The sequence below is a fragment of the Streptomyces sp. NPDC016845 genome, assembly GCF_044332585.1.
In the GTDB taxonomy this organism is placed as follows: domain Bacteria; phylum Actinomycetota; class Actinomycetes; order Streptomycetales; family Streptomycetaceae; genus Streptomyces.
Map to the genome: position 1 here is coordinate 334097 of NZ_JBIRPI010000004.1, position 18404 is coordinate 352500.

At 70.1% G+C, this 18404-nt stretch carries 16 protein-coding genes; 10 read left to right on the forward strand and 6 right to left on the reverse strand.

Going from position 1 to position 18404, the window contains the following annotated elements; genetic code table 11:
• Positions 1-3: 3 nt before the first annotated feature.
• Positions 4-906 (reverse strand): NADP-dependent oxidoreductase, encoded by a 903-nt coding sequence (locus ACH4RC_RS14665; RefSeq protein WP_398199892.1) that lies wholly within the window; start codon positions 904-906, stop codon positions 4-6.
• Between the two features lie 344 nt (positions 907-1250).
• On the opposite strand from ACH4RC_RS14665, the gene ACH4RC_RS14670 reads away from it, so the two are divergent.
• The 8 genes from ACH4RC_RS14670 to ACH4RC_RS14705 all read left to right on the forward strand — a co-directional run bounded on the left by ACH4RC_RS14670 (position 1251) and on the right by ACH4RC_RS14705 (position 12146).
• A complete protein-coding gene (locus ACH4RC_RS14670) occupies positions 1251-1943 on the forward strand; it encodes a DUF998 domain-containing protein (protein ID WP_398200508.1) in 693 nt (230 codons plus the stop codon).
• 170 nt (positions 1944-2113) lie between these two features.
• Positions 2114-3751: an NAD-dependent malic enzyme gene (locus ACH4RC_RS14675; RefSeq protein WP_398199895.1), complete on the forward strand. Its 1638-nt coding sequence runs from the start codon at positions 2114-2116 to the stop codon at positions 3749-3751.
• 103 nt (positions 3752-3854) lie between these two features.
• Positions 3855-4868 (forward strand): LacI family DNA-binding transcriptional regulator, encoded by a 1014-nt coding sequence (locus ACH4RC_RS14680; RefSeq protein ID WP_398199897.1) that lies wholly within the window; start codon positions 3855-3857, stop codon positions 4866-4868.
• Between the two features lie 124 nt (positions 4869-4992).
• On the forward strand, positions 4993-6351 hold the full coding sequence (locus ACH4RC_RS14685) for an ABC transporter substrate-binding protein (protein WP_398199899.1): 1359 nt from the start codon (positions 4993-4995) through the stop codon (positions 6349-6351).
• A 1-nt stretch (position 6352) separates the two neighbouring features.
• Complete coding sequence (locus ACH4RC_RS14690) at positions 6353-7318, forward strand: carbohydrate ABC transporter permease (protein ID WP_398199902.1); 966 nt, start codon at positions 6353-6355, stop codon at positions 7316-7318.
• A gap of 34 nt (positions 7319-7352) precedes the next feature.
• Positions 7353-8231 (forward strand): carbohydrate ABC transporter permease, encoded by an 879-nt coding sequence (locus ACH4RC_RS14695; RefSeq protein ID WP_398199905.1) that lies wholly within the window; start codon positions 7353-7355, stop codon positions 8229-8231.
• 53 nt (positions 8232-8284) lie between these two features.
• On the forward strand, positions 8285-10417 hold the full coding sequence (locus tag ACH4RC_RS14700) for a right-handed parallel beta-helix repeat-containing protein (RefSeq protein ID WP_398199906.1): 2133 nt from the start codon (positions 8285-8287) through the stop codon (positions 10415-10417).
• Positions 10418-10523: 106 nt separating this feature from the next.
• On the forward strand, positions 10524-12146 hold the full coding sequence (locus ACH4RC_RS14705; RefSeq protein WP_398199909.1) for a glycoside hydrolase family 13 protein: 1623 nt from the start codon (positions 10524-10526) through the stop codon (positions 12144-12146).
• Positions 12147-12169: 23 nt separating this feature from the next.
• On the opposite strand, the gene ACH4RC_RS14710 is transcribed toward ACH4RC_RS14705, so the two are convergent.
• Positions 12170-12790, reverse strand: a complete 621-nt coding sequence (locus ACH4RC_RS14710; RefSeq protein ID WP_398200511.1) for a TetR/AcrR family transcriptional regulator — start codon at positions 12788-12790, stop codon at positions 12170-12172.
• Between the two features lie 189 nt (positions 12791-12979).
• Here ACH4RC_RS14710 and ACH4RC_RS14715 point away from each other — a divergent pair, with 189 nt between their 5' ends.
• Complete coding sequence (locus ACH4RC_RS14715) at positions 12980-13963, forward strand: NAD(P)-dependent alcohol dehydrogenase (protein ID WP_398199912.1); 984 nt, start codon at positions 12980-12982, stop codon at positions 13961-13963.
• A 261-nt stretch (positions 13964-14224) separates the two neighbouring features.
• Here the strand turns inward: ACH4RC_RS14715 and ACH4RC_RS14720 are convergent, their stop codons facing one another.
• From ACH4RC_RS14720 to ACH4RC_RS14730, 3 genes are all read right to left on the reverse strand, one after another.
• Positions 14225-14770, reverse strand: coding sequence for a TetR/AcrR family transcriptional regulator (locus ACH4RC_RS14720; protein WP_398199915.1), 546 nt, complete (start codon positions 14768-14770; stop codon positions 14225-14227).
• A 15-nt stretch (positions 14771-14785) separates the two neighbouring features.
• Positions 14786-15367, reverse strand: coding sequence for a sugar O-acetyltransferase (locus tag ACH4RC_RS14725; RefSeq protein ID WP_398199917.1), 582 nt, complete (start codon positions 15365-15367; stop codon positions 14786-14788).
• Between the two features lie 83 nt (positions 15368-15450).
• Positions 15451-16074 (reverse strand): TetR/AcrR family transcriptional regulator, encoded by a 624-nt coding sequence (locus ACH4RC_RS14730; RefSeq protein ID WP_398199919.1) that lies wholly within the window; start codon positions 16072-16074, stop codon positions 15451-15453.
• A 120-nt stretch (positions 16075-16194) separates the two neighbouring features.
• Here ACH4RC_RS14730 and ACH4RC_RS14735 point away from each other — a divergent pair, with 120 nt between their 5' ends.
• Complete coding sequence (locus ACH4RC_RS14735; protein ID WP_398199921.1) at positions 16195-17208, forward strand: zinc-binding dehydrogenase; 1014 nt, start codon at positions 16195-16197, stop codon at positions 17206-17208.
• Positions 17209-17335: 127 nt separating this feature from the next.
• Here ACH4RC_RS14735 and ACH4RC_RS14740 read toward each other — a convergent pair whose 3' ends face one another.
• Positions 17336-18304 (reverse strand): hypothetical protein, encoded by a 969-nt coding sequence (locus ACH4RC_RS14740; protein WP_398199924.1) that lies wholly within the window; start codon positions 18302-18304, stop codon positions 17336-17338.
• Positions 18305-18404 lie beyond the last annotated feature (100 nt).

Genomic DNA, 18404 nt, shown 5'->3' on the forward strand with positions numbered 1-18404 from the left:
CGGTCAGTCCACAAGCAGCACCAACTTGCCGCGCACACCCCCGGCCTCGCCCACCCGGTGCGCGAGGGCGATCTCGGACAGGGGAAAGGTCCGGCCGACCTGGAGGGAGAAGCGTCCCGCTTCGGCCAGCCGCGCGACCTGGGCGAGCGCGTAGGTGGCGCGGCCGGTGTCGCCGCGGCTGAAGCGGACGCCCGTCCGCTGAGCACCGCGGAAGTCGGCGACCGTGAGCACGCGCTCGGAGGCGCCCGCGAGCTCCACGAGTGCGGGAAGGATGCCGCTGCCGGCGACGTCCAGGGCGAGATCGACACCCGATGGCGTGATGTCCCGGACGCGTTCGGGCATCCCGTCGCCGTAGGTCACCGGCTCGGCCCCCAGTGAGCGAAGGGCATCGTGCGTGCCAGAACTGCCCGTGCCGATGACGCGCGCGCCGCGCTGCACGGCGAGTTGGACAGCGGCGCTCCCGACGGTGCCGGACGCGCCGTTGATGAGCAGGGTGCTGCCCGCTGTGACACCCAGCTGGTCGAGCGCGCGCGCCGCGGTCTCGGCTGCGGCGGGAATCGCCGCGGATCCCGCGTAGTCGAGCGAGTGCGGGATCCGGGCCCAGTAGGACAGCACGGCCAGTTCTGCTTGGGCGGCTCCGTAAGGTGAAGCCCCGAACACCCGGTCGCCGGCCGTGACACCCGGGACCCCGTCGCCGATCTCGTCGACGATGCCTGCTGCCTCGTAGCCCAAAGTCTGTGGCAGTTCCTGGTCCATCAGGCCCTGACGCTTCTTCCAGTCACTGGCGTTGACCCCTGCCGCACGCACCTTGATACGTATCTCACCCGGGCCGGGGTGCGGATCGGGCAGGTCGACGATCTCGAGAACCTCGGGGCCGCCGAACCGGCTGAACTGTGCTGCCCTCACGACACACTCCTTCTGCGGAAGAAGTGGCGGACCGTTCGATGCCGCGTATGCGCGTGCTCCCCGCCCGGCCATCTGTTCGGTCGGCGGCAGAGCACGTTTCTACTCCGATACATCGATGCTACGTCACGGCCAACTCACACGTGCACACCGCTGGGCGGCCCGGAACACCGCTGCTGGAGTGAGATGGACGGGCAACCGTGCCATGGCACGGCCCGCAGGGAAACATGCCAGCGCACTGCCCATCATCTGCGGGAGGACAGCATGCGTGTGCGCGCCGGGGGACGTGGGGGAAGCTGAAACGGCTGGGTGTGATCCGTCTGCCCCCACGGAGGCAGTTGATCAGTGTGCTGTTGATGTGCTCCGGCGTGTTGTACAACGCCTGGCTCGTGCAGTCCGTCCTCGTGACGGGCGTGGACCCGGTACACACCTTTGTCAGCGAACTTCTCGCCGAGGGGCAGCCCTACGGGTCTCTGTTCCGCGCCATCGATCTGCTGGCCGGCGGATGCGCGGCCGCGGCCGCCGTCCTGGCCCTGGACGCGCGCCTGCCCCGGGGACGGTGGGAGACGGCCGGCTGGTGGGCTTTCGGGGTGTTCGGCGCGGCCACCATGGTGGACTCCCGTTCTCCGCTGACGTGCGCGCTGGTCGCCGACCGCGCGTGCTTCGCCCGTGAGGTGGCCGGGCTGGCGCCGGTCAGCCATACCGTGCACGCCACCACCAGCGCCGTCTCCACAGCGGCCGCGCTCGCCGCGATGACGGCCTTCACGGTTGCCTCCCGTCGATGCGACCGATCAACGGCAGTCCACATTGACCGTTCGGCTCAAGGTCTCGTCCTTGTGCAGTGGGCGGTCAATGTGTGGCTGATGGTCGCGGTGATCGTCCTGATGACGCGGTCGGTCAACCTCTGGGTGGGTCTGGCCGAACGTTCTCAGGAACTCCTCCTCGCGGGCTGGACCCTGCTCTCCGCGGCCGGCTTGATTCCCGCCGAGCGGCCCCCGCTCACTGCTCGGCCACAGGCCGCCCGGCGACGGGTCAGCTAGCTCGAAGAGCCGATGCCCGGCGACATCATCGCCCGCGACGCCGCCTTGTCCGGCTCGCCGCCGGCGGCCACCGGTACCTCCGCGAGGCTGATGACGCCGGTCGGCTCACCGGCCGCTCCGCAGGCGTGTCGAGGGCACGACGGACCGCACGCGCCCCTGACCATGGAGCCATGAGCGATCTCACCGGTCCCGCCCTGCTGTCCGACCCCCACCGCACGAAGGGAACCGCGTTCACCGAGCGCGAGCGCGCCGCGCGCGGGCTGCGGGGGCTGCTTCCCCACGCGGTGACCAGCCTGGACGAGCAGGTCCGACGCTCCTGGGAGCAGATCGCCCGGCAGCCCGACGACCTCCAGCGCTACGTGTACCTGCGCGCCTTGCAGGACCGCAACGAGGCACTCTTCTACGCCGTGCTCGCCCATGACGTACCGACCGCGCTCCCCCTCGTCTACACCCCGACCGTCGCCGAAGGCTGCAAGCACTTCTCCGAGCTGTGGCAACGCCCGCGCGGGCTCTACCTGTCCTGGCCGGACCGGGAGCACCTGGTGGAGATGGTGCGCAACCGCCCGCACGACGACGTCGACGTCATCGTCGTCACCGACGGGCAGCGCATCCTCGGCATCGGTGACCAGGGCGTTGGCGGGATGGGCATCCCGATCGGCAAGCTCTCGCTGTACACATTGATCGGGGGCATCAACCCGGCTCGTACGCTGCCGGTCCTGCTCGACGTCGGCACCGACAACGCCGATCTGCTCGACGACCCGTTCTATCTGGGGTGGCGGCACCGCCGCATCGGCGACGACGACTACTTCGCCTTCGTGGACACGTTCGTGGAAACGGTGCGGTCGGAGCTGCCGGAGGTGCTGTTGCAGTGGGAGGACTTCGCCAGCCCGCACGCGGCCCCGATCCTGGAGCGGTACCGGGACCGGCTGCTCACCTTCAACGACGACATCCAGGGCACGGCCGCCGTCGTGCTCGGCGCGCTGCAGGGGGCGACCAAGGTCGCGGGGACCCCGCTGAAGGAACAGCACGTGGTGATGGTCGGCGCGGGATCCGCGGGCATCGGCGTCATGGACATGGTCCGCCAGGAGATGGTCGACGAGGGTCTGTCGGACGCGCAGGCGCGTGCCCGCTGCTGGATCGTCGACGTCCAGGGTCTGCTCACCACCGACCGCGACGACCTCGCCGACGACCAGCGCGCCTTCGCGCACGACCCCGCCGACGTCGAGAGCTGGCAGACCCGGGGGGCCCCGCAGCTGGCCGATGTCGTCGAGAACCTACGGGTGGGGGTGCTGCTCGGACTCTCCACGGCGCAGGGCGCGTTCACCGAGCACGTCGTCCGGACCATGGCCTCGAAGGTGGACCGGCCGATCATCTTCCCCCTGTCCAACCCCACGGCCAACGCCGAGGCCCGGCCGGCCGACCTGGACGCGTGGACCGACGGCAAAGTGCTGGTCGCGACGGGCTCGCCCTTCCCGCCGCTGCAGCGGAACGGCGCCGACGTTCCCGTGGCCCAGTGCAACAACGTGTACGTCTTCCCGGCCGTGGGTCTGGCGGTCACCGCGGCGCGGGCGAGCCGGGTGACCGACGCGATGATGCGGGCCGGGGCCCGCGCCCTCGGTGACGCCTCCCCCGCCCTCGCGGACGCGAAGGCGCCACTGCTCCCTGCATGGGCGGACGTCCGGGACGTGGCCGATGACATCGCGCTGGCCGTGGCGCGGCAGGCCGTCGCCGACGACGTCGCCCCACACGCCTCGGACGACGAGCTGCGCACCGCGATCCGGCAGACCCGGTGGGCACCCGGCTACTGAGAACTACGGCTTGAGTTCGCTATGCCTTCGCATCCATGCGGCATCTCGTCATTATTTTGCATTAACCTGATCCATTTTTGCTGACACGAAGTACGCTGTGCGCATGAAGAAGAAGCTCGTCGAAGTGGCCCGGTTCGCAGGTGTCAGTGAGGTGACGGCGCGACGCGTACTCAATGGCAGCCCCCAGGTGGCACCCGCAACACGGGAGCGTGTGCTCAGAGCGCTCGACGTCCTCGGACTGCCCCGTCCGTCGACGGAGGACGACGAGCGCAGCGTGCTGATCGGTGTGGTGGTGCCCGATCTGCAGAATCCGATCTTTCCGGCGTTCGCGGAAGCGATCGCCAGTCGTCTCAACAAGCGCGGTCTGATACCCGTCCTGTGCACCCGCACGTCCGACGGCGTCTCCGAGGCCAACTACATCGACATGCTGCTGGCGCAGAACATCGGCGGCATTGTCTTCATCGGCTCCAGCTACGCCGATGCGGGCAGGGAGCAGGGCGCCGCGCTCAAGGACCGCGAAGTGCCGATGGTCCTGGTCAACGCGGCTGACGAGAATGCCGAGGCGGTGCAGGTCAGCGCCGATGACGCGGACGCCGTACGGCAGTCGCTGACCCATCTGACCGGCATGGGGCACGAGCGGGTCGGCCTGTTGGTCGGGCCGGGTGGACACGTGCCGTCCGCCCGCAAGCTGGCCGCGTTCGCGGCTTTCTGGAAGGCGCGCCGCGTGCCCGCCGACCACTGGATGCCGCTCGTCGGGCACGCCTTGTTCTCCATGGAGGCGGGGGCCGCTGCCGCGGAGGGGCTGCTGCGACGCGGAGCCACCGCGATCGTTTGCGGCAGCGATGAACTGGCCCTGGGCGCGGTCCGCGGAGCCCGCCGCCTGGGCCTCGACGTACCGCGGGACGCGTCGGTGACCGGCTTCGACGACTCGCTGTTCATGGGGGCCGTCGACCCGCCGCTGACCACCTGCAGACAGCCGGTCTCCCGTATGGCGGACGCGGCGGTGGAGGTCCTCGCACAACAGATGCAGGGCCATCGGACAGAGCCCGGAGTGACCTTGTTCGAGACCCAGTTGATCGTGCGCGGCTCCACCGGAAGGCCGTTTCAGCAGGGCTGACGTAAGAATTTTGCAACATGTCATTGACTTCTTGCAGACATGACTTCTACCTTCTGCGTGTCCGCTGGTGCTGTGAGCGACGGAGTTCACGGGCGCGGATGCATCGCAGGAAGGCTGATGTGTCATGGCTGGTATCCAGAGCCGTCGTCGGTTCATAGCCACAGGCGTCGCCTGCGCGCTCACCGGGGCGTTGGCGGCGTGCAGCGGCTCGTCGTCGGAGACGGTGAGCAAGGACGGCGTCGTCACGATCTCCGTGAACGGCATGCCGCCCAAGACGCAGCCGGTGGACCGCAAGTACTTCGAGGAGGACGTCAAGGCCTTCGAGAAGGCGCACCCGAAGATCAGGATCGATGCCCGCGAAGGACAGATGGACCCCAAGACGTTCTCCGCCAAGCTGGCCGGCGGCCAGCTAGAGGACGTGTACTACGTGTACTTCACCGACCCCGCCGGGCTGATCCAGCGCCGCCAAGGCGCCGACATCACTCCGTACGTGAAGGACATGCCGTACTTCAAGGACCTCAAACCCGAGTTCCTGAAGGTGTTCACCGGGCCCGACGGCAAGATCTACGGGCTGCCCAACGGCCAGTACTCGCTCGGCCTGATCTACAACCGCGACCTGTTCGAGAAGGCCGGCCTGGACCCCAAGTCCCCGCCCACGACGTGGGAGGCGGTCCGGGCCGCGGCGAAGAAGATCAGCGCTCTCGGCGACGGCACCGTCGGGTACGCCGACTACAGCAAGAACAACCAGGGCGGCTGGCACTTCACCGCCTGGGTGTACTCGCTGGGCGGCTCCATCGCGACGCAGCAGGACGGCAGATGGAAGGCCGCCTTCGACAGCGACGCCGGGCGCAAGGCGCTCCGGACGCTGCACGACATGCGCTGGACCGACGACACCATGGGCTCACGCCAGCTGCTGCAGATCGAGGACGTCCAGAAGATGATGGGCGCGGGCAAGCTCGGTATGTACATGGCCGGGCCGGACAACATCCCCACCATCGTCAAGCAGTTCGAGCGCAAGTACGAGGAGTACGGGGTCGGCGCCATGCCCGGCCAGGCCACCCTCGGCGGCGGCAACGGCTTCATGTTCAATCCGAAGGCGTCACCGGAGAAGATCAAGGCCGGAATCGAGTGGGTGCAGTGGAAGTACCTCAACCCCGACCGCACCGAGTTCGAGGACAAGCGCGCCTCCAGCAGCGACGTGCCCATCGGCCTGCCCCTTGACCGCCTGTTCACCGGGCAGGCGGAGAAGACGCAGGACGCCGCCCACACCAAGTACGCGAACGTGCCGACGCAGAACTACCAGCCGTTCGTCCAGCGCAACGGCGAGCTTCAGCAGAAGGTCGAGCCGCCGAACGCGCAGCAGATCTACACCGTCCTCGACGGAGTGATGCAGGCGGTCCTCACCAAGAAGGACGCCGACCTCGACGAGCTCCTGAAGGACGCGGCCAAGAAGGTCGACGGCATCCTCTCGACGGTCAAGTGACGTGGCGACCCCGACGACCCTGACGCCCCGGCCGTCGAAGCGTCCCGCCGGGTCGCGCGAGCCGGACGGCGCGCGCCACCAGCGCTCCTCGCGCCACCCGCGACGGCGCCGCATCCGCGAGAACGCCACCGCCTACGCCTTCCTCGCCGCCGGACTCATCTGCTTCGCCCTCTTCTCCTGGTACCCGATCGTGCGGGGGCTGCTGCTCGGATTCCAGGAGGTCAGCTTCGCCCAGCCCGCCACCTGGGTCGGCTGGGACAACTATCAACGCCTCTTCGACGACCCGCTGTTCGCCACCGCCTGGCGGAACACCGGCTACTTCACTCTCCTCGCCCTGGTCTTCGGTTTCGCCGCGCCGTTCGTGACCGCGGTCGTCCTCAACGAGTTCCGGCACGCCCGGTCCTACCTGCGGATGACGGTCTACCTCCCGGTGATGCTGCCGCCGATCGTCACCATGCTGCTGTGGCGCTGGTTCTACGATCCGGGCCCCGGCCTGTTCAACAACGTGCTCGGAGTGTTCCATCTGCCGGCCCAGCAGTGGCTGGAGTCCGAGAACCTGGCGATGGTCTCCCTGGTCCTGGTCTCCACCTGGGCCAACATGGGCACCACCACGCTTATCTACCTCGCCGCCCTCGGCTCCATCCCCGGCGAGCTGTACGAGGCGGCCGAGCTCGACGGGGCGTCGATCCGTCAGCGGCTGCTCCACGTGACCATCCCGCAGATGCGGTTCATTCTGATGATCACCCTGTTGCTGCAGGTCATCGGCACCATGCAGGTCTTCGTCGAACCGTTCGTCCTCACCGGAGGCGGCCCCGACGACGCCACCGTCACCATCCTCCTGCTGCTCTACCGCTACGCCTTCGTCTACAACGACTTCGGCATGGCCAGCGCCATGAGCACCGTGCTCTTCCTCGTCCTGGGCGCGTTCGCCGCCGTGTACCTGCGCCTGAGCCGCGGCAAGGGCTGAGCGTCCGTCCGCCGAAGGAAGACAAGGAAACCTCATGTCCGCCACGCGCACCCTCATCGCCCCCACCGAGATGAACCGCCGCACCGGCCGCGTCCTCTACCGGTTCGTGCTCGGCTCGACCGTCGCCGGCTTCACCCTCGCCTTCGTCTTCCCCCTGTACTGGATGGCGAGCGGGGCACTGAAGTCGTCCGCCGAACTGGCCGACCCCGACCCCGCCTTCTGGCCGCACTCCTGGCACCCGGAGTCCTACTCCCAGGCGTGGGACAACGTCGGCCTGGGCGAGTACTTCCTCAACACCCTGCTTCTCGCCGCCGGTGCCTGGCTGCTCCAGCTCATCGTCGACGTGACAGCCGCCTACGCCCTGTCCAGACTCCGCCCGGCGCTCGGCAACGTCGTCCTCGGCATGATGCTCGCCACGCTCATGCTGCCCGTCTCCGCGCTCCTCGTACCGACCTACCTGACCGTCACCGACGTTCCTCTGCTGCACCTCAACCTGATCAACACCCCTTGGGCGATCTGGCTCCCGGCCTGCGCCAACGCCTTCAACATCTTCATCCTCAAGCGGTTCTTCGACCAGATCCCCGGCGAGCTCCTCGAATCGGCGCGCCTGGACGGAGCGGGACCCGTCCGCGTCCTGTGGTCAGTGGTCCTTCCCCTGTCCCGTCCGGTCCTCGCGGTCGTCTCCATCTTCGCCGTCGTCGGCGTGTGGAAGGACTTCCTGTGGCCGCTCCTCGTCCTCCCGGACCCGGCGCGCCAGCCCATCACCGTGGCCCTGAACCGCCTGGCCGAGTTCATGCCCGCCAACCAGCTCCTGGCCGGCATGGTCATGGCCTCCGTCCCCCTGCTCGTGATCTTCCTGATCTTCCAGCGCCACATCATCGCGGGCCTGACAGCAGGCAGCCTCAAGGGCTGACCCACCCCGTGCCTCCCCCTCCCCCTCCCCCTCACCTGGAAGGACACACCGCCGTGTCAATCCGCGCACGAGCCCCCCGCACCAGGATGTCCGCCGCGACAGCGGCCCTCCTGCTCACCCTCACGGGCTCCGTCTCCTACAGCGTGATCGCCTCGACTCCGGCCGTCGCCGCCTCCGTCGTCCTGGAAGCGGAGTCCGCCACGCTGTCCGGAGGCGCCGTCGTCGAGCGCGAACACTCCGGATACACCGGCACCGGATACGTGGGCGGCCTCATCGACACGAACAAGGGCCGCGCCTCTCTCCGGTTCAGCGCGCAGTCCGCCTACGACGGCGCGGGCACCGTCACCATCCGCTACGCCAACGGAACCGGCTCCCCCAAGACGCTCACCCTGAACACGAACGGAAACACCACTCAACTCACGCTGCCCGCCACCGCCAACTGGACCACATGGTCAACCATTGACGTTCCGGTCACGTACAGCAAGGGCGTCAACACCCTCGCCCTGACCTTCAACAACACCGACAGCGGCAACGTCAACATCGACAACATCAAGGCGGTCACGCCCACCGGTCCCAGTGATCCGGGCGGCCCGAGCGGAGCCGGCGCCAGCTTGCCCTTCACCACCTACGAAGCAGAGGGCGGCACGTTCAAGGGCTCGGCCGTCGGGCCCGACCGCACCTATCTCACCGTCGCCTCGGAGGCTTCCGGTCGCCGGGCGGTGAAGCTGGCGCAGACCGGTGACTACGTCGAGATCAGACTGACCAAGGCCGCCGACGCCATCAATTTGCGCTACTCCCTGCCCGACAGCAGCGACGGCACGGGCATCGACGCCTCACTCAGCGCCTACGCCGACGGCACGGCGCTGCCCGATCTCCAGCTGACCTCGCGCTACGCCTGGGTCTACGGCGCGTACCCGTACACCAACCACCCGAGCGAGGGCCAGGCGCACCGCTTCTTCGACGAGACGCGGGTCAAGCTCGGCCGGACGCTGCCCGCAGGCACCGTCCTGCGTCTGCAGAAGGACACCGGTGACACGGCAGCCTCGTACACCATTGATCTGGTCGAGGCGGAACAGGCAGGCACGGCCGCCACTCTGCCCAGCGGCTACGTCTCGGCCCGCGATCTCGGGGTCGTGCCGGACGGCGGCAAGGACGTCACCACCGCCCTCGACTCAGCTCTCCAGACCGCGAAGAGCCAGGGCAAAGGGCTGTTCCTGCCCGCCGGTACCTACGTCGTCTCCGACCACGTCAATCTCTCCGGCGTGAAGATGCGCGGTGCGGGCGTGTGGCACACCGTGCTGCGCGGGACCGGCCTCAAGGGCGGACTGTTCGGCCGGGGCGGTACCAGTACCGTCGAGGACCTGATGATCGACGGCCAGAACACCGTCCGCGACGACGCCGGTGGTCACGCCGCCATCGAGGGGGATTTCGGCACCGGCTCCGTCATCAGGAACGTATGGATCCAGCACACCAAGGTGGGCCTGTGGATCACCGGCCCGACGACCCGTCTCAGCGCCAGTGACCTGCGCGTCCGCAACACCTACGCCGACGGTGTGAACCTGCACGGCGCGGTGAAGGACACCGTCGTCTCCAACAGCAGCATCCGCGGCACCGGCGACGACGCACTCGCCATGTGGTCGGACGGGGCCGCTGTCACCGACAGCGCCTTCCGCGGCAACACCGTGCAGCTGCCCACCCTCGCCAACGGCGCCGCGATATACGGCGGCAGCGGCAACAGTGTCGAGAACAACGACATCTCCGACACCGTCGTCGCCGCCTCAGGCATCACCGTCTCCACCCGCTTCGGCCAGCCCTTCAGCGGCACCACCACCGTCTCCGGCAACCTCCTGCGCCGCACCGGCAGCATGGAGGTGAACTGGAACTCCAAGCTCGGCGCGGTCTGGGTCTACGCCGACCGGTCCGACATCACACAGCCCGTCGTCCTGAGCGACAACACCGTCGAGGACTCCACCTACAGCGGCCTCCTCGTCTCCTGGCAGAAGCAGGTCACCGACCTGCGTGTGGACGGTCTGACCATCGACAGGACCGGGCATCACGGCATCGAGATCAACGCCGCCGGGCATGGCATCTTCTCCGGCACCAGGATCACCGGAGCGGCGGGCACCGCGCTCGACGTCGCCGGTGGCTTCACCGTCCAGCGCGGGAGCGGCAACTCCGGCTGGTAGGCCGGGCCCCGGCACCTCCTCCAGAACCCGCGGGCCCGGCCTGAGACCCCGTCGGCCGGGCCCGCGCACACACCTCCACCCGACCTCACGAACGAAAGCAGGTTCCATGACCCCGCGCACCACCGCCTGGTGGCGTCACGCAGCCATCTACCAGGTCTACCCACGCAGCTTCGCCGACGGCAACGGTGACGGCATCGGCGACCTGGCGGGCGTGCGCTCCAGACTCGACTACCTCCAGGACCTGGGCATCGAGGCCATCTGGTTCTCCCCCTGGTACCTGACCCCGATGGCGGACGCCGGTTACGACGTCACCGACTTCCGCCGGATCGACCCCCGGTTCGGCACCCTCGCCGAGGCGGAGAAGCTCATCGCCGAGGCCCACGAACGCGGCATCCGCATCATCGTGGACGTCGTCCCCAACCACGTGTCCGACGAACACGCGTGGTTCACGGCCGCGCTCGACGCCGCCCCCGGTTCGGCCGAACGCGACCTGTTCTGGTTCCGCGAGGGCCGGGGCGAGAACGGTGAACTGCCGCCCAACGAGTGGCAGTCCGTCTTCGGCGGCCCCGCCTGGACCCGTGTGCCCGACGGCCAGTGGTACCTCCACCTGTTCGCCCCCGAGCAGCCCGACCTCAACTGGCGCAACCCGTTGGTGCGCGCCGAGTACGAGGACATCCTGCGGTTCTGGTTCGACCGCGGCGTCGACGGCATCCGCGTCGACTCCGCCGCCATGTGCAGCAAGGACCCCGGCCTGCCCGACTACGACCACTCCGTCTTCCCCGACCCGCACCCCTACGTCGACCTCGACGAGAACCACGTCATCTACCGCGGCTGGCGCGCCGTCGCCGACTCCTACGCCGAGCCCCGCGCCCTGATCGGCGAGGTCTGGCTCGCCGACCCCGCCCGGTTCGCGCGGTACCTGCGCGCCGACGAACTGCACTCGGCCTTCAACTTCGACTTCCTCGGCTGCGCCTGGGACGCCACCGCCCTGCGCACCGTCATCGACCAGACTCTGGCCGCCCACGCGCGCGTGGGCGCCCCCAGCACCTGGGTCCTGTCCAACCACGACGTCACCCGCCACGTCACCCGCTACGGCCGGCCCGACACCAGCACCGCGGCCGGCATCCGCCAGTACAACCCCGTCGTCGACGAGGACCTCGGCCGTCGGCGCGCCCGCGCCGCCGCCCTGCTGACCATGTCCCTCCCCGGCGCCGTCTACGTCTACCAGGGCGAGGAGCTGGGCCTCCCCGAGGTCGAGGACATCCCCGCAGACCGCCGCGACGACCCCATCTTCCACCGCACCGGCGGCGACGACCCCGGCCGCGACGGCTGCCGCGTCCCGCTGCCCTGGAGCGGAGGGAGCGAGCCGTACGGATTCGGCCCCGACGGTGCCGCGCCTCCCTGGCTCCCCCAGCCCACCGCCTGGGCGGGACTGAGTGCGGCCGCCCAGGACACGGACCCCTGCTCCATGCTCAACCTCTACCGCCGGGCCCTCGCCCTCCGCCGAGCCGAACCCGCCCTGGGCGACGGTCCCATGCGGTGGCTCGACTCCGCGCCCGGTGTCCTCGCCTTCACGCGCGGCGACGACTTCACCTGCGTCGTCAACCTCTCCGGCGCGCCCGTCGAGCTCCCGGACCGTGCCGAGGTCCTCGTCTCCTCCCTGCCGCTGAGCGGTGGGACTCTGCCGAGCGACACCGGCGTCTGGCTGCGTACGACGACGACCACCTGACCCGCGCCCGACTGACAGCAACCTCAGCGACGGGGCGGCAGCGGCGGCGGAAGGGGCAGCCGGATCGTGCTCGGCGGAGGCAGCACCGCGCGGACGGGCTCGGCGCGGAACGCTTCCAGAAGGTAGGCGACCAGGCGCCGGGACGCCGCACCGTCCCCGGGCAGCGCGGCCACCAGACCGCAATGGGCCACCAGGACCACGAGCAGGTCGGAGGGGTGGAAGTCAGGGCGCAGCATGCCCGCCGCCTGAGCCCGGCGGACCAGCGCGGCGAAAGCCTTCTCCCCCAGCTCACGCATGCGTGTGTGCTCCTTCGTGGACTCGGGGAAGGCCAGGAAGAACTCGGCGGGGAACCCCCGTTCCTCGCTCTGCAGGGCGCAGACCGTCTCCACGAGCCGCTGGAAGCCGTGCCAGGGGTCGGGGTCCTCGACCGCCTCGATGAGGGCCCGGCCGCAGAGGTCCATCTGCTGGGCGAAGGCGGCTCGTAGCAGGTCCTCCCGCGTCGGGAAGCGCCGGTACAGGGTCGCCACTCCGACGCCCGCACGCCTGGCCACGGTGGCCATCGGCGCGTCGATGCCACGCTCGGCGAACACGGCGCGGGCGGCGAGGAGGATGCGCTCACGATTGCGCCGGGCGTCCGCTCGCAGCCCGTCCGCGGCCCCGTCACCGGCCGCTGCCGGAGCGTCGGGCCCTTTCCGCGCCTCGCCCTCGATCCGAGAGGATCTCACCGCCACTGTCTCTCACCTCCGCCGGAAGTGGACGGCTTCGTCCACTTGGCAGCCTACCTTCGGACCCGACGGCCGCAGAGGCGACCCCGAACAGCGAAGGTGACAACGATGAGCCACACGGTGACCACGACGATGAGGGCTGTGCTGTTCGACCGGTTCGGCGGCCCGGACGTGCTGTACGTCGGCCGCGTCCCCCGGCCCGAACCGGCCCCGGGCCACGTACTGGTGCGCGTGCACGCGCTCAGCGTGAACGGGGGCGAGCTGATGGGCCGCTCCGGTCGCGCCGCGTTCGTCACCGGCCGGAAGTTCCCGCAGCGCACCGGTCTCGACTTCACCGGTGAGGTCGTCTCGTTCGGGCCGGGCAAGGCCGGTGACGTCGGGCACATCGGGGTCGGCGACCGGGTCTGGGGTGTTCTGGGCCGCGCGTCCTTCGGCAGCGCCGCCGAGTTTGTGACGGTGCGCGCCGACCGGCTGGGGCGTGTACCCGACGGGCTCGACCTGACCGAGGCCGCCGCGCTCCCGGTGGGCACCACAGCCGTGACCGCGCTCCGCGACAAGGCCGCGCTGCGCCCGGGCGAACGGCTGCTCGTACGCGGCGCGGCAGGCGGTGTCGGCAACGTCGCGGTCCAGCTCGGACGGGCTCGCGGCGCCGAGGTCACGGCGCTGGCGCGCGCCGAGAACCTCGGCTTCGTCCGCGAACTGGGCGCTCACCACGCCGTCGATCACCGCACGGTCCGCCCGCGCGACCTCGGTCGATTCGACGTGGTGTTCGACGCCGCCGGGACGGAGCTGGCCGCCTACCGGGGTCTGCTGAAGCCGGGCGGGCGCATGGTGACGATCTCCTTCGACGCCACGCGCCCCGCCGCCTCGCTCGGCTACATCGCGGCCAGCGCCGTGCACGGCCGCGGCCGCGTCCGCTTCTTCAGCGGCAACCCCCGCCGCCCGCTCCTCGACGACCTCGCGGGCTACGCGGCGAGCGGCGCGCTGCGCCCGGCGGTGGACACCGTCTTCCCGCTGGAGCGGATCGGGGAGGCGCACCGGGCCCTGGAGGCCGGTGGGGTGCGCGGCAAGTACGTGGTGCGCGTCGACTGAGCTAGGCGGGCAAACCGCCGCCTGCGGCGGCGACGCCTCAGACGCCCGCGAGTTTCGCATGCCCGCTCGGGGTAGTTCCCGCACCCCTCACGAACACCCTCTTGCACGCCCTCATGTACACCCTCTTGCACGCCCTCATGTACGCCCTCATGTACGCAAAAGCTGACCACGAAAGGGGTGTTCGCGATGACGGATCCGTATGAGGTGCCTGCGGGGGCCGGGGTCAGGGTCGGACCCCCACAGGCAGTCTGCGGGCCGCCTCTAGGCGGTGGTGGTGACGCGTCTGACGGCCTCACGGGTGAGCTGCCTATCGTGCGGCGCGGTGTCGAGAGCTCGGTGCAGGGCCAGGCCCTCGATGAGCGCGTCCAGTTGACGGGCCGTCCCGGCGTCGAAGTGGCGTTCCAGGAGTTGCCGGCTTCGCAGCATCCATCGGTGTGTCAGCTCCCGGTACTCGGGACGCCGGGCCGCGAGGGTGTAGAGCTCGTGAGTGAGGATCAGGTCGCGCTGTGGTCCGCCGGAGAGTTCGTGGATCAGGTCGGTGACCGCTTCGCGGGCCCGCTCCGGACTGTCGGCGGCGTCGAGGCGCAGCTCGAAGAGGGCGGCGACATGGTCGGCGAAGCGGCTGAAGGCTTCGTGGAGCAGTTCGTCGATGCCCTTGAAGTGATAGGTCATCGAGCCCAGCGGCACCCCGGCGCGGGCGGCGACCTTGCGGTGCGAGACGCCGGCGACACCTTCGTCGGCGATGTGGTCGAGAGCGGCGCAGAGGATGCGCTCACGACGCTGCGGGTCCGTGTGTCCGGTGGCCATGACAGCGGTCGCTGGTCAGAGACTGCGGACGGGCCGCGCGGGGCTGCCGACGGCGACGACGTTCGCGGGGATGTCCCTGGTGACGACCGAACCGGCGCCGACGACGCTGTTGTCACCGATACTCACCCCGGGGCAGACGATGACGCCGCCGCCGAGCCACACATTGTCCCCGACGGTGATGGGCCGTGCCGCCTCCAGCTTGTCGCGCCGGGGCTGTGGCTCCAACGGGTGGGTCGGGGTGAGGAGTTGGACGTTGGGTCCGATCTGGCAGTCCTCGCCGATGGTGATCGACGCGACGTCGAGCGCGGTCAAGTTGTAGTTCACGAAGGTCCGGGCCCCGATGGAGATGTTGCTGCCGTAGTCCACGTACAGCGGCGGCCGCACCTCGATGCCCTCCCCCGCGAAGCCGAGCAGTTCGTCGAGGAGCGGTCGGGCGGCGGCGGGGTCGTCGAGGAACGCGGCTTGATAGCGCGCGGCGAGCCGCATGGCGTACTGCTGCCGCTTGGCGATCTCCGGGTCGTCGGCGATGTAGAGGTCGCCGGCGAGCATGCGTTCCAGGTTGGTGCGCGGATCGTCCGCGAAGTGGTCCACGGTCATGCGTACGATCGTACGCTCCTGAAGGTACGTTCGTACACTCCTGTTCGGAAGACGATCCCTGCCCGCCACCGCCGCGTAGTCGGTCAGGCCGCTCCTGGGCCCTCGGAAACCACGGCGGCCCTCGGAACCGCTCCGGTGAGGGTGAGGGTGACGAGCCGCGTGGCGAACTCCTCGTCCAGGGGCGCGCCACTGATCAGGGCGCGGGTGAACAGCGCCCCGCTGATGGCCTCGATGACGAGCCCGGCGTCCGTGCCGGGCAGGAGTTCGCCGCGCGCGACACCCCGGCGGACCATGGCGGCGCCGCGCTCCAGACGCTCGCTCCAGTAGGGCAGCCGCTGGTCCGGCAGAGTGTCGTCGCGCTCGGCGCTCAGCCGGAGCAGCGCTTCGCCCTGCGTCGTCGCAAGGAGTCGCGCCAGCGCGCCGAAGTAGGCGGCGAGGTCGTCGTGGACGCGCCCGGTGTCCGGCACGGGCATCGCCGCGTCGAGCTGTTCGGTCAGCGCTTCCAGGATCAGGTTCTCGCGCGTTCCCCAGCGCCGGTAGACGGAGGTCTCGTGGACGCCGGCGGCGCGGGCGACCGCGCCGACGCTGGTTCCGGCGAGGCCGCGCTCCACGAGGACGTCCACGGTCGCGGCGAGGACGGCGGAGCGCATACGGGCTCCCCTGCGGCGCAGGGGCGGGGACGGGGCGGTCTGGTCGGACGAGGCCATGGCCTCAGCCTAACGCAGGACCACTTGCGTTGGGGTGGCGCCGGGCGTACGTTTATTGCAAGGCGACTTGCGTTGAGGGTTCACGATCCCGGGTCGCCGTCCCGCCAAGGAGGACATGTCATGGAGCAGATGCTCGCCGCCCGGCTGCACATCCCCAGCCGCACCCTGCGGATCGAGGAAGTGGCCAAGCCGGTGCCCGGTCCCGGCGAGGTCCTGGTGGCGGTGGAGGCCGCGGGCGTCTGCCTGTCCGACGTCCACCTGATCGACGGCACGCTCACCCCGCTGCTGCTCAGCGGCGACACGGTCACCCTGGGCCACGAGGTCTCCGGCACCATCGCGCAGACCGGACCCGGGGTCACCCGCTGGACGCCGGGACAGCGGGTCGTCCTGTACGCCGGTGAGGTCCGCGACGGCGTGACGTACACCCGCGGCGTGGACTACGACGGCGGCTGGGCCGAGTTCGCGCTCTCCTCCGAGACCGCGCTCACCGAACTTCCGGACGGCATCCCCTTCGACCAGGGTGCGATCATCCCCGACGCGGTCTCCACGCCGTGGGGCGCGATCACCGTCACCGGCGCCGTGAAGCCCGCCGAGCCTGTCGGCGTCTGGGGCGTCGGCGGGCTCGGGGTCCACGCCGTCCAGCTGCTGCGGGCCGTCGGCGCGTGCCCCGTCATCGCGGTGGACCCCAACCCCATCGCCCGCGAGCGTGCCCTCGCCCAGGGCGCGGACCTGGTGCTCGACTCCGCCGACCCCACGCTGCGCGAGCGGATCGGCGAGGCGACCGGTGGCGCCGGTCTTGCCGCCGCCTTCGACTTCGCCGGCGTACCGGCCGTCCGGGAGCAGGCCCTCTCGGTGCTCGCGCCCAAGGGACGGCTGGTCCTCGTCGGCCTGACCGACAAGCCACTGGCCGTCCCCGACGGCACCCGGTTCAGCTACCTCCAGCAGCAGATCCTCGGCCATTACGGTTCGGACATGCCGGTGGCGCTGCCGCAGCTGCTGTCCCTGATCCAGGGCGGCCGGCTGGACTTCTCCGCGTCGATCAGTGGTGAGCTGCCGCTCTCCGAGGCCGCCGAGGCGGTGGAGCGGCTGGAGAACAAGACCGGTGACCCGATCCGCCTGATCCTGCGTCCGTGACCGACGCGCGCCGGCCCGTAGCCACGCGCGGGCCGGCGCTTCAACGTCAGACACGTACGGAGAAGCGGGACACGGCGCAACACGCGCACGCCCGACCCCCTCCTGTTTTTTATGAACGCAACGCGGTTCATCGTCCTGGCAGGTGGCAGGTCTCCGCAGCGACGCAGTCGCGCAGCGCGGCGGCGAAGGGCCCGGCGGGGGCAAGCCCGTCGAGGAGCGAGTGGGCCTCCTGGCGCAACCGGGCGATGCGGGCGTGGTAGGCGCTCAGGGTGGTCGGTTCGAGCATCATCGCGCGCAGTCGGTGGCGGCTGTCCGCCGACGTCCGGGCCCGTGCCAGCAGGGAACACGCCTGGCTGCGACGGGGCTCCGCGGCGGAGTGCAGCAGATGGACCAGCAGGTACGTGGCCGTCTGGTTGCGCAGGTCCTCGCAGTCCTCGGTACGCAGGCCGTCCTCGTCGTTGCGGAACTGCGCCAGCATGCCGAGAAGGTGCCCGAACCGGCCCCAGCCCGCGATCGCCTCCCGGCCCGCAGGGCTCTCGTCCTGTCCGGCGGCGAGGCGGGCGGCCATGGTGCAGGCCATGGCGTAGACGGCCCCGCTCTTGTCCTGGTAGACGGCGAGGACCGCGTCCGGGGTCAGGTCGGGCGGCTCACCGATGAGGTCGCCCAGTTGGCCGTTGCTCGCCGTCGTCCAGGCCGCGAGGTAGTCCTGACGGAGACGGCCGCGCAGCCGCGCGGGCGCGTCCAGCGCCGACAGGGCGCGCAACGGCAGCGCCCAGCCGCACTCCAGCGCCGCCGTCAGCGCGACGCCGCTGGGCAGCCCGTACATCCGCGGACCGGCATCCGTGTCCGTCACGTCGTCGAAGGTGTTGGCGGCGCGCCACCACAGCGCGTGCACGGCGGCGATCGGTACGGCCGGCTCGGCGGCTCCGGTGACCGCTGCGTGCACCAGGAGCGGCAGTGAGAGTTCGTGAGGTGACGGCCTGCCCTGGGCGACGAGTTGTCTCAGGGCTGAGCCCAGAGGCCCGTGGCGTGGGCGGTAGCCGCTCAGGAGGTCGTCCAGATACGCATGGACCTGCCCACAGGTGTGAGCCACCATGGTTTCCGCCTCCGCCGAAAGCTTTGGGCTTGGCTGCACGCTGCGTCTCCGAGGTACGGGGTCGGGCTTGGGTGGTATGTGGTACCTGCCCAGCGTGCGT

Excerpts from the sequence above, each read along its gene's own strand:
- ACH4RC_RS14715 (WP_398199912.1), top strand. The coding sequence starts at position 12,980 with ATGAGCCACACGGTGACCACGACGATGAGGGCTGTGCTGTTCGACCGG.
- ACH4RC_RS14675 (WP_398199895.1), top strand. The coding sequence starts at position 2,114 with ATGAGCGATCTCACCGGTCCCGCCCTGCTGTCCGACCCCCACCGCACG.
- ACH4RC_RS14730 (WP_398199919.1), bottom strand. The coding sequence starts at position 16,074 with ATGGCCTCGTCCGACCAGACCGCCCCGTCCCCGCCCCTGCGCCGCAGG.
- ACH4RC_RS14735 (WP_398199921.1), top strand. The coding sequence starts at position 16,195 with ATGGAGCAGATGCTCGCCGCCCGGCTGCACATCCCCAGCCGCACCCTG.
- ACH4RC_RS14680 (WP_398199897.1), top strand. The coding sequence starts at position 3,855 with ATGAAGAAGAAGCTCGTCGAAGTGGCCCGGTTCGCAGGTGTCAGTGAG.
- ACH4RC_RS14740 (WP_398199924.1), bottom strand. The coding sequence starts at position 18,304 with ATGGTGGCTCACACCTGTGGGCAGGTCCATGCGTATCTGGACGACCTC.
- ACH4RC_RS14685 (WP_398199899.1), top strand. The coding sequence starts at position 4,993 with ATGGCTGGTATCCAGAGCCGTCGTCGGTTCATAGCCACAGGCGTCGCC.
- ACH4RC_RS14695 (WP_398199905.1), top strand. The coding sequence starts at position 7,353 with ATGTCCGCCACGCGCACCCTCATCGCCCCCACCGAGATGAACCGCCGC.
- ACH4RC_RS14720 (WP_398199915.1), bottom strand. The coding sequence starts at position 14,770 with ATGGCCACCGGACACACGGACCCGCAGCGTCGTGAGCGCATCCTCTGC.
- ACH4RC_RS14725 (WP_398199917.1), bottom strand. The coding sequence starts at position 15,367 with ATGACCGTGGACCACTTCGCGGACGATCCGCGCACCAACCTGGAACGC.
- ACH4RC_RS14705 (WP_398199909.1), top strand. The coding sequence starts at position 10,524 with ATGACCCCGCGCACCACCGCCTGGTGGCGTCACGCAGCCATCTACCAG.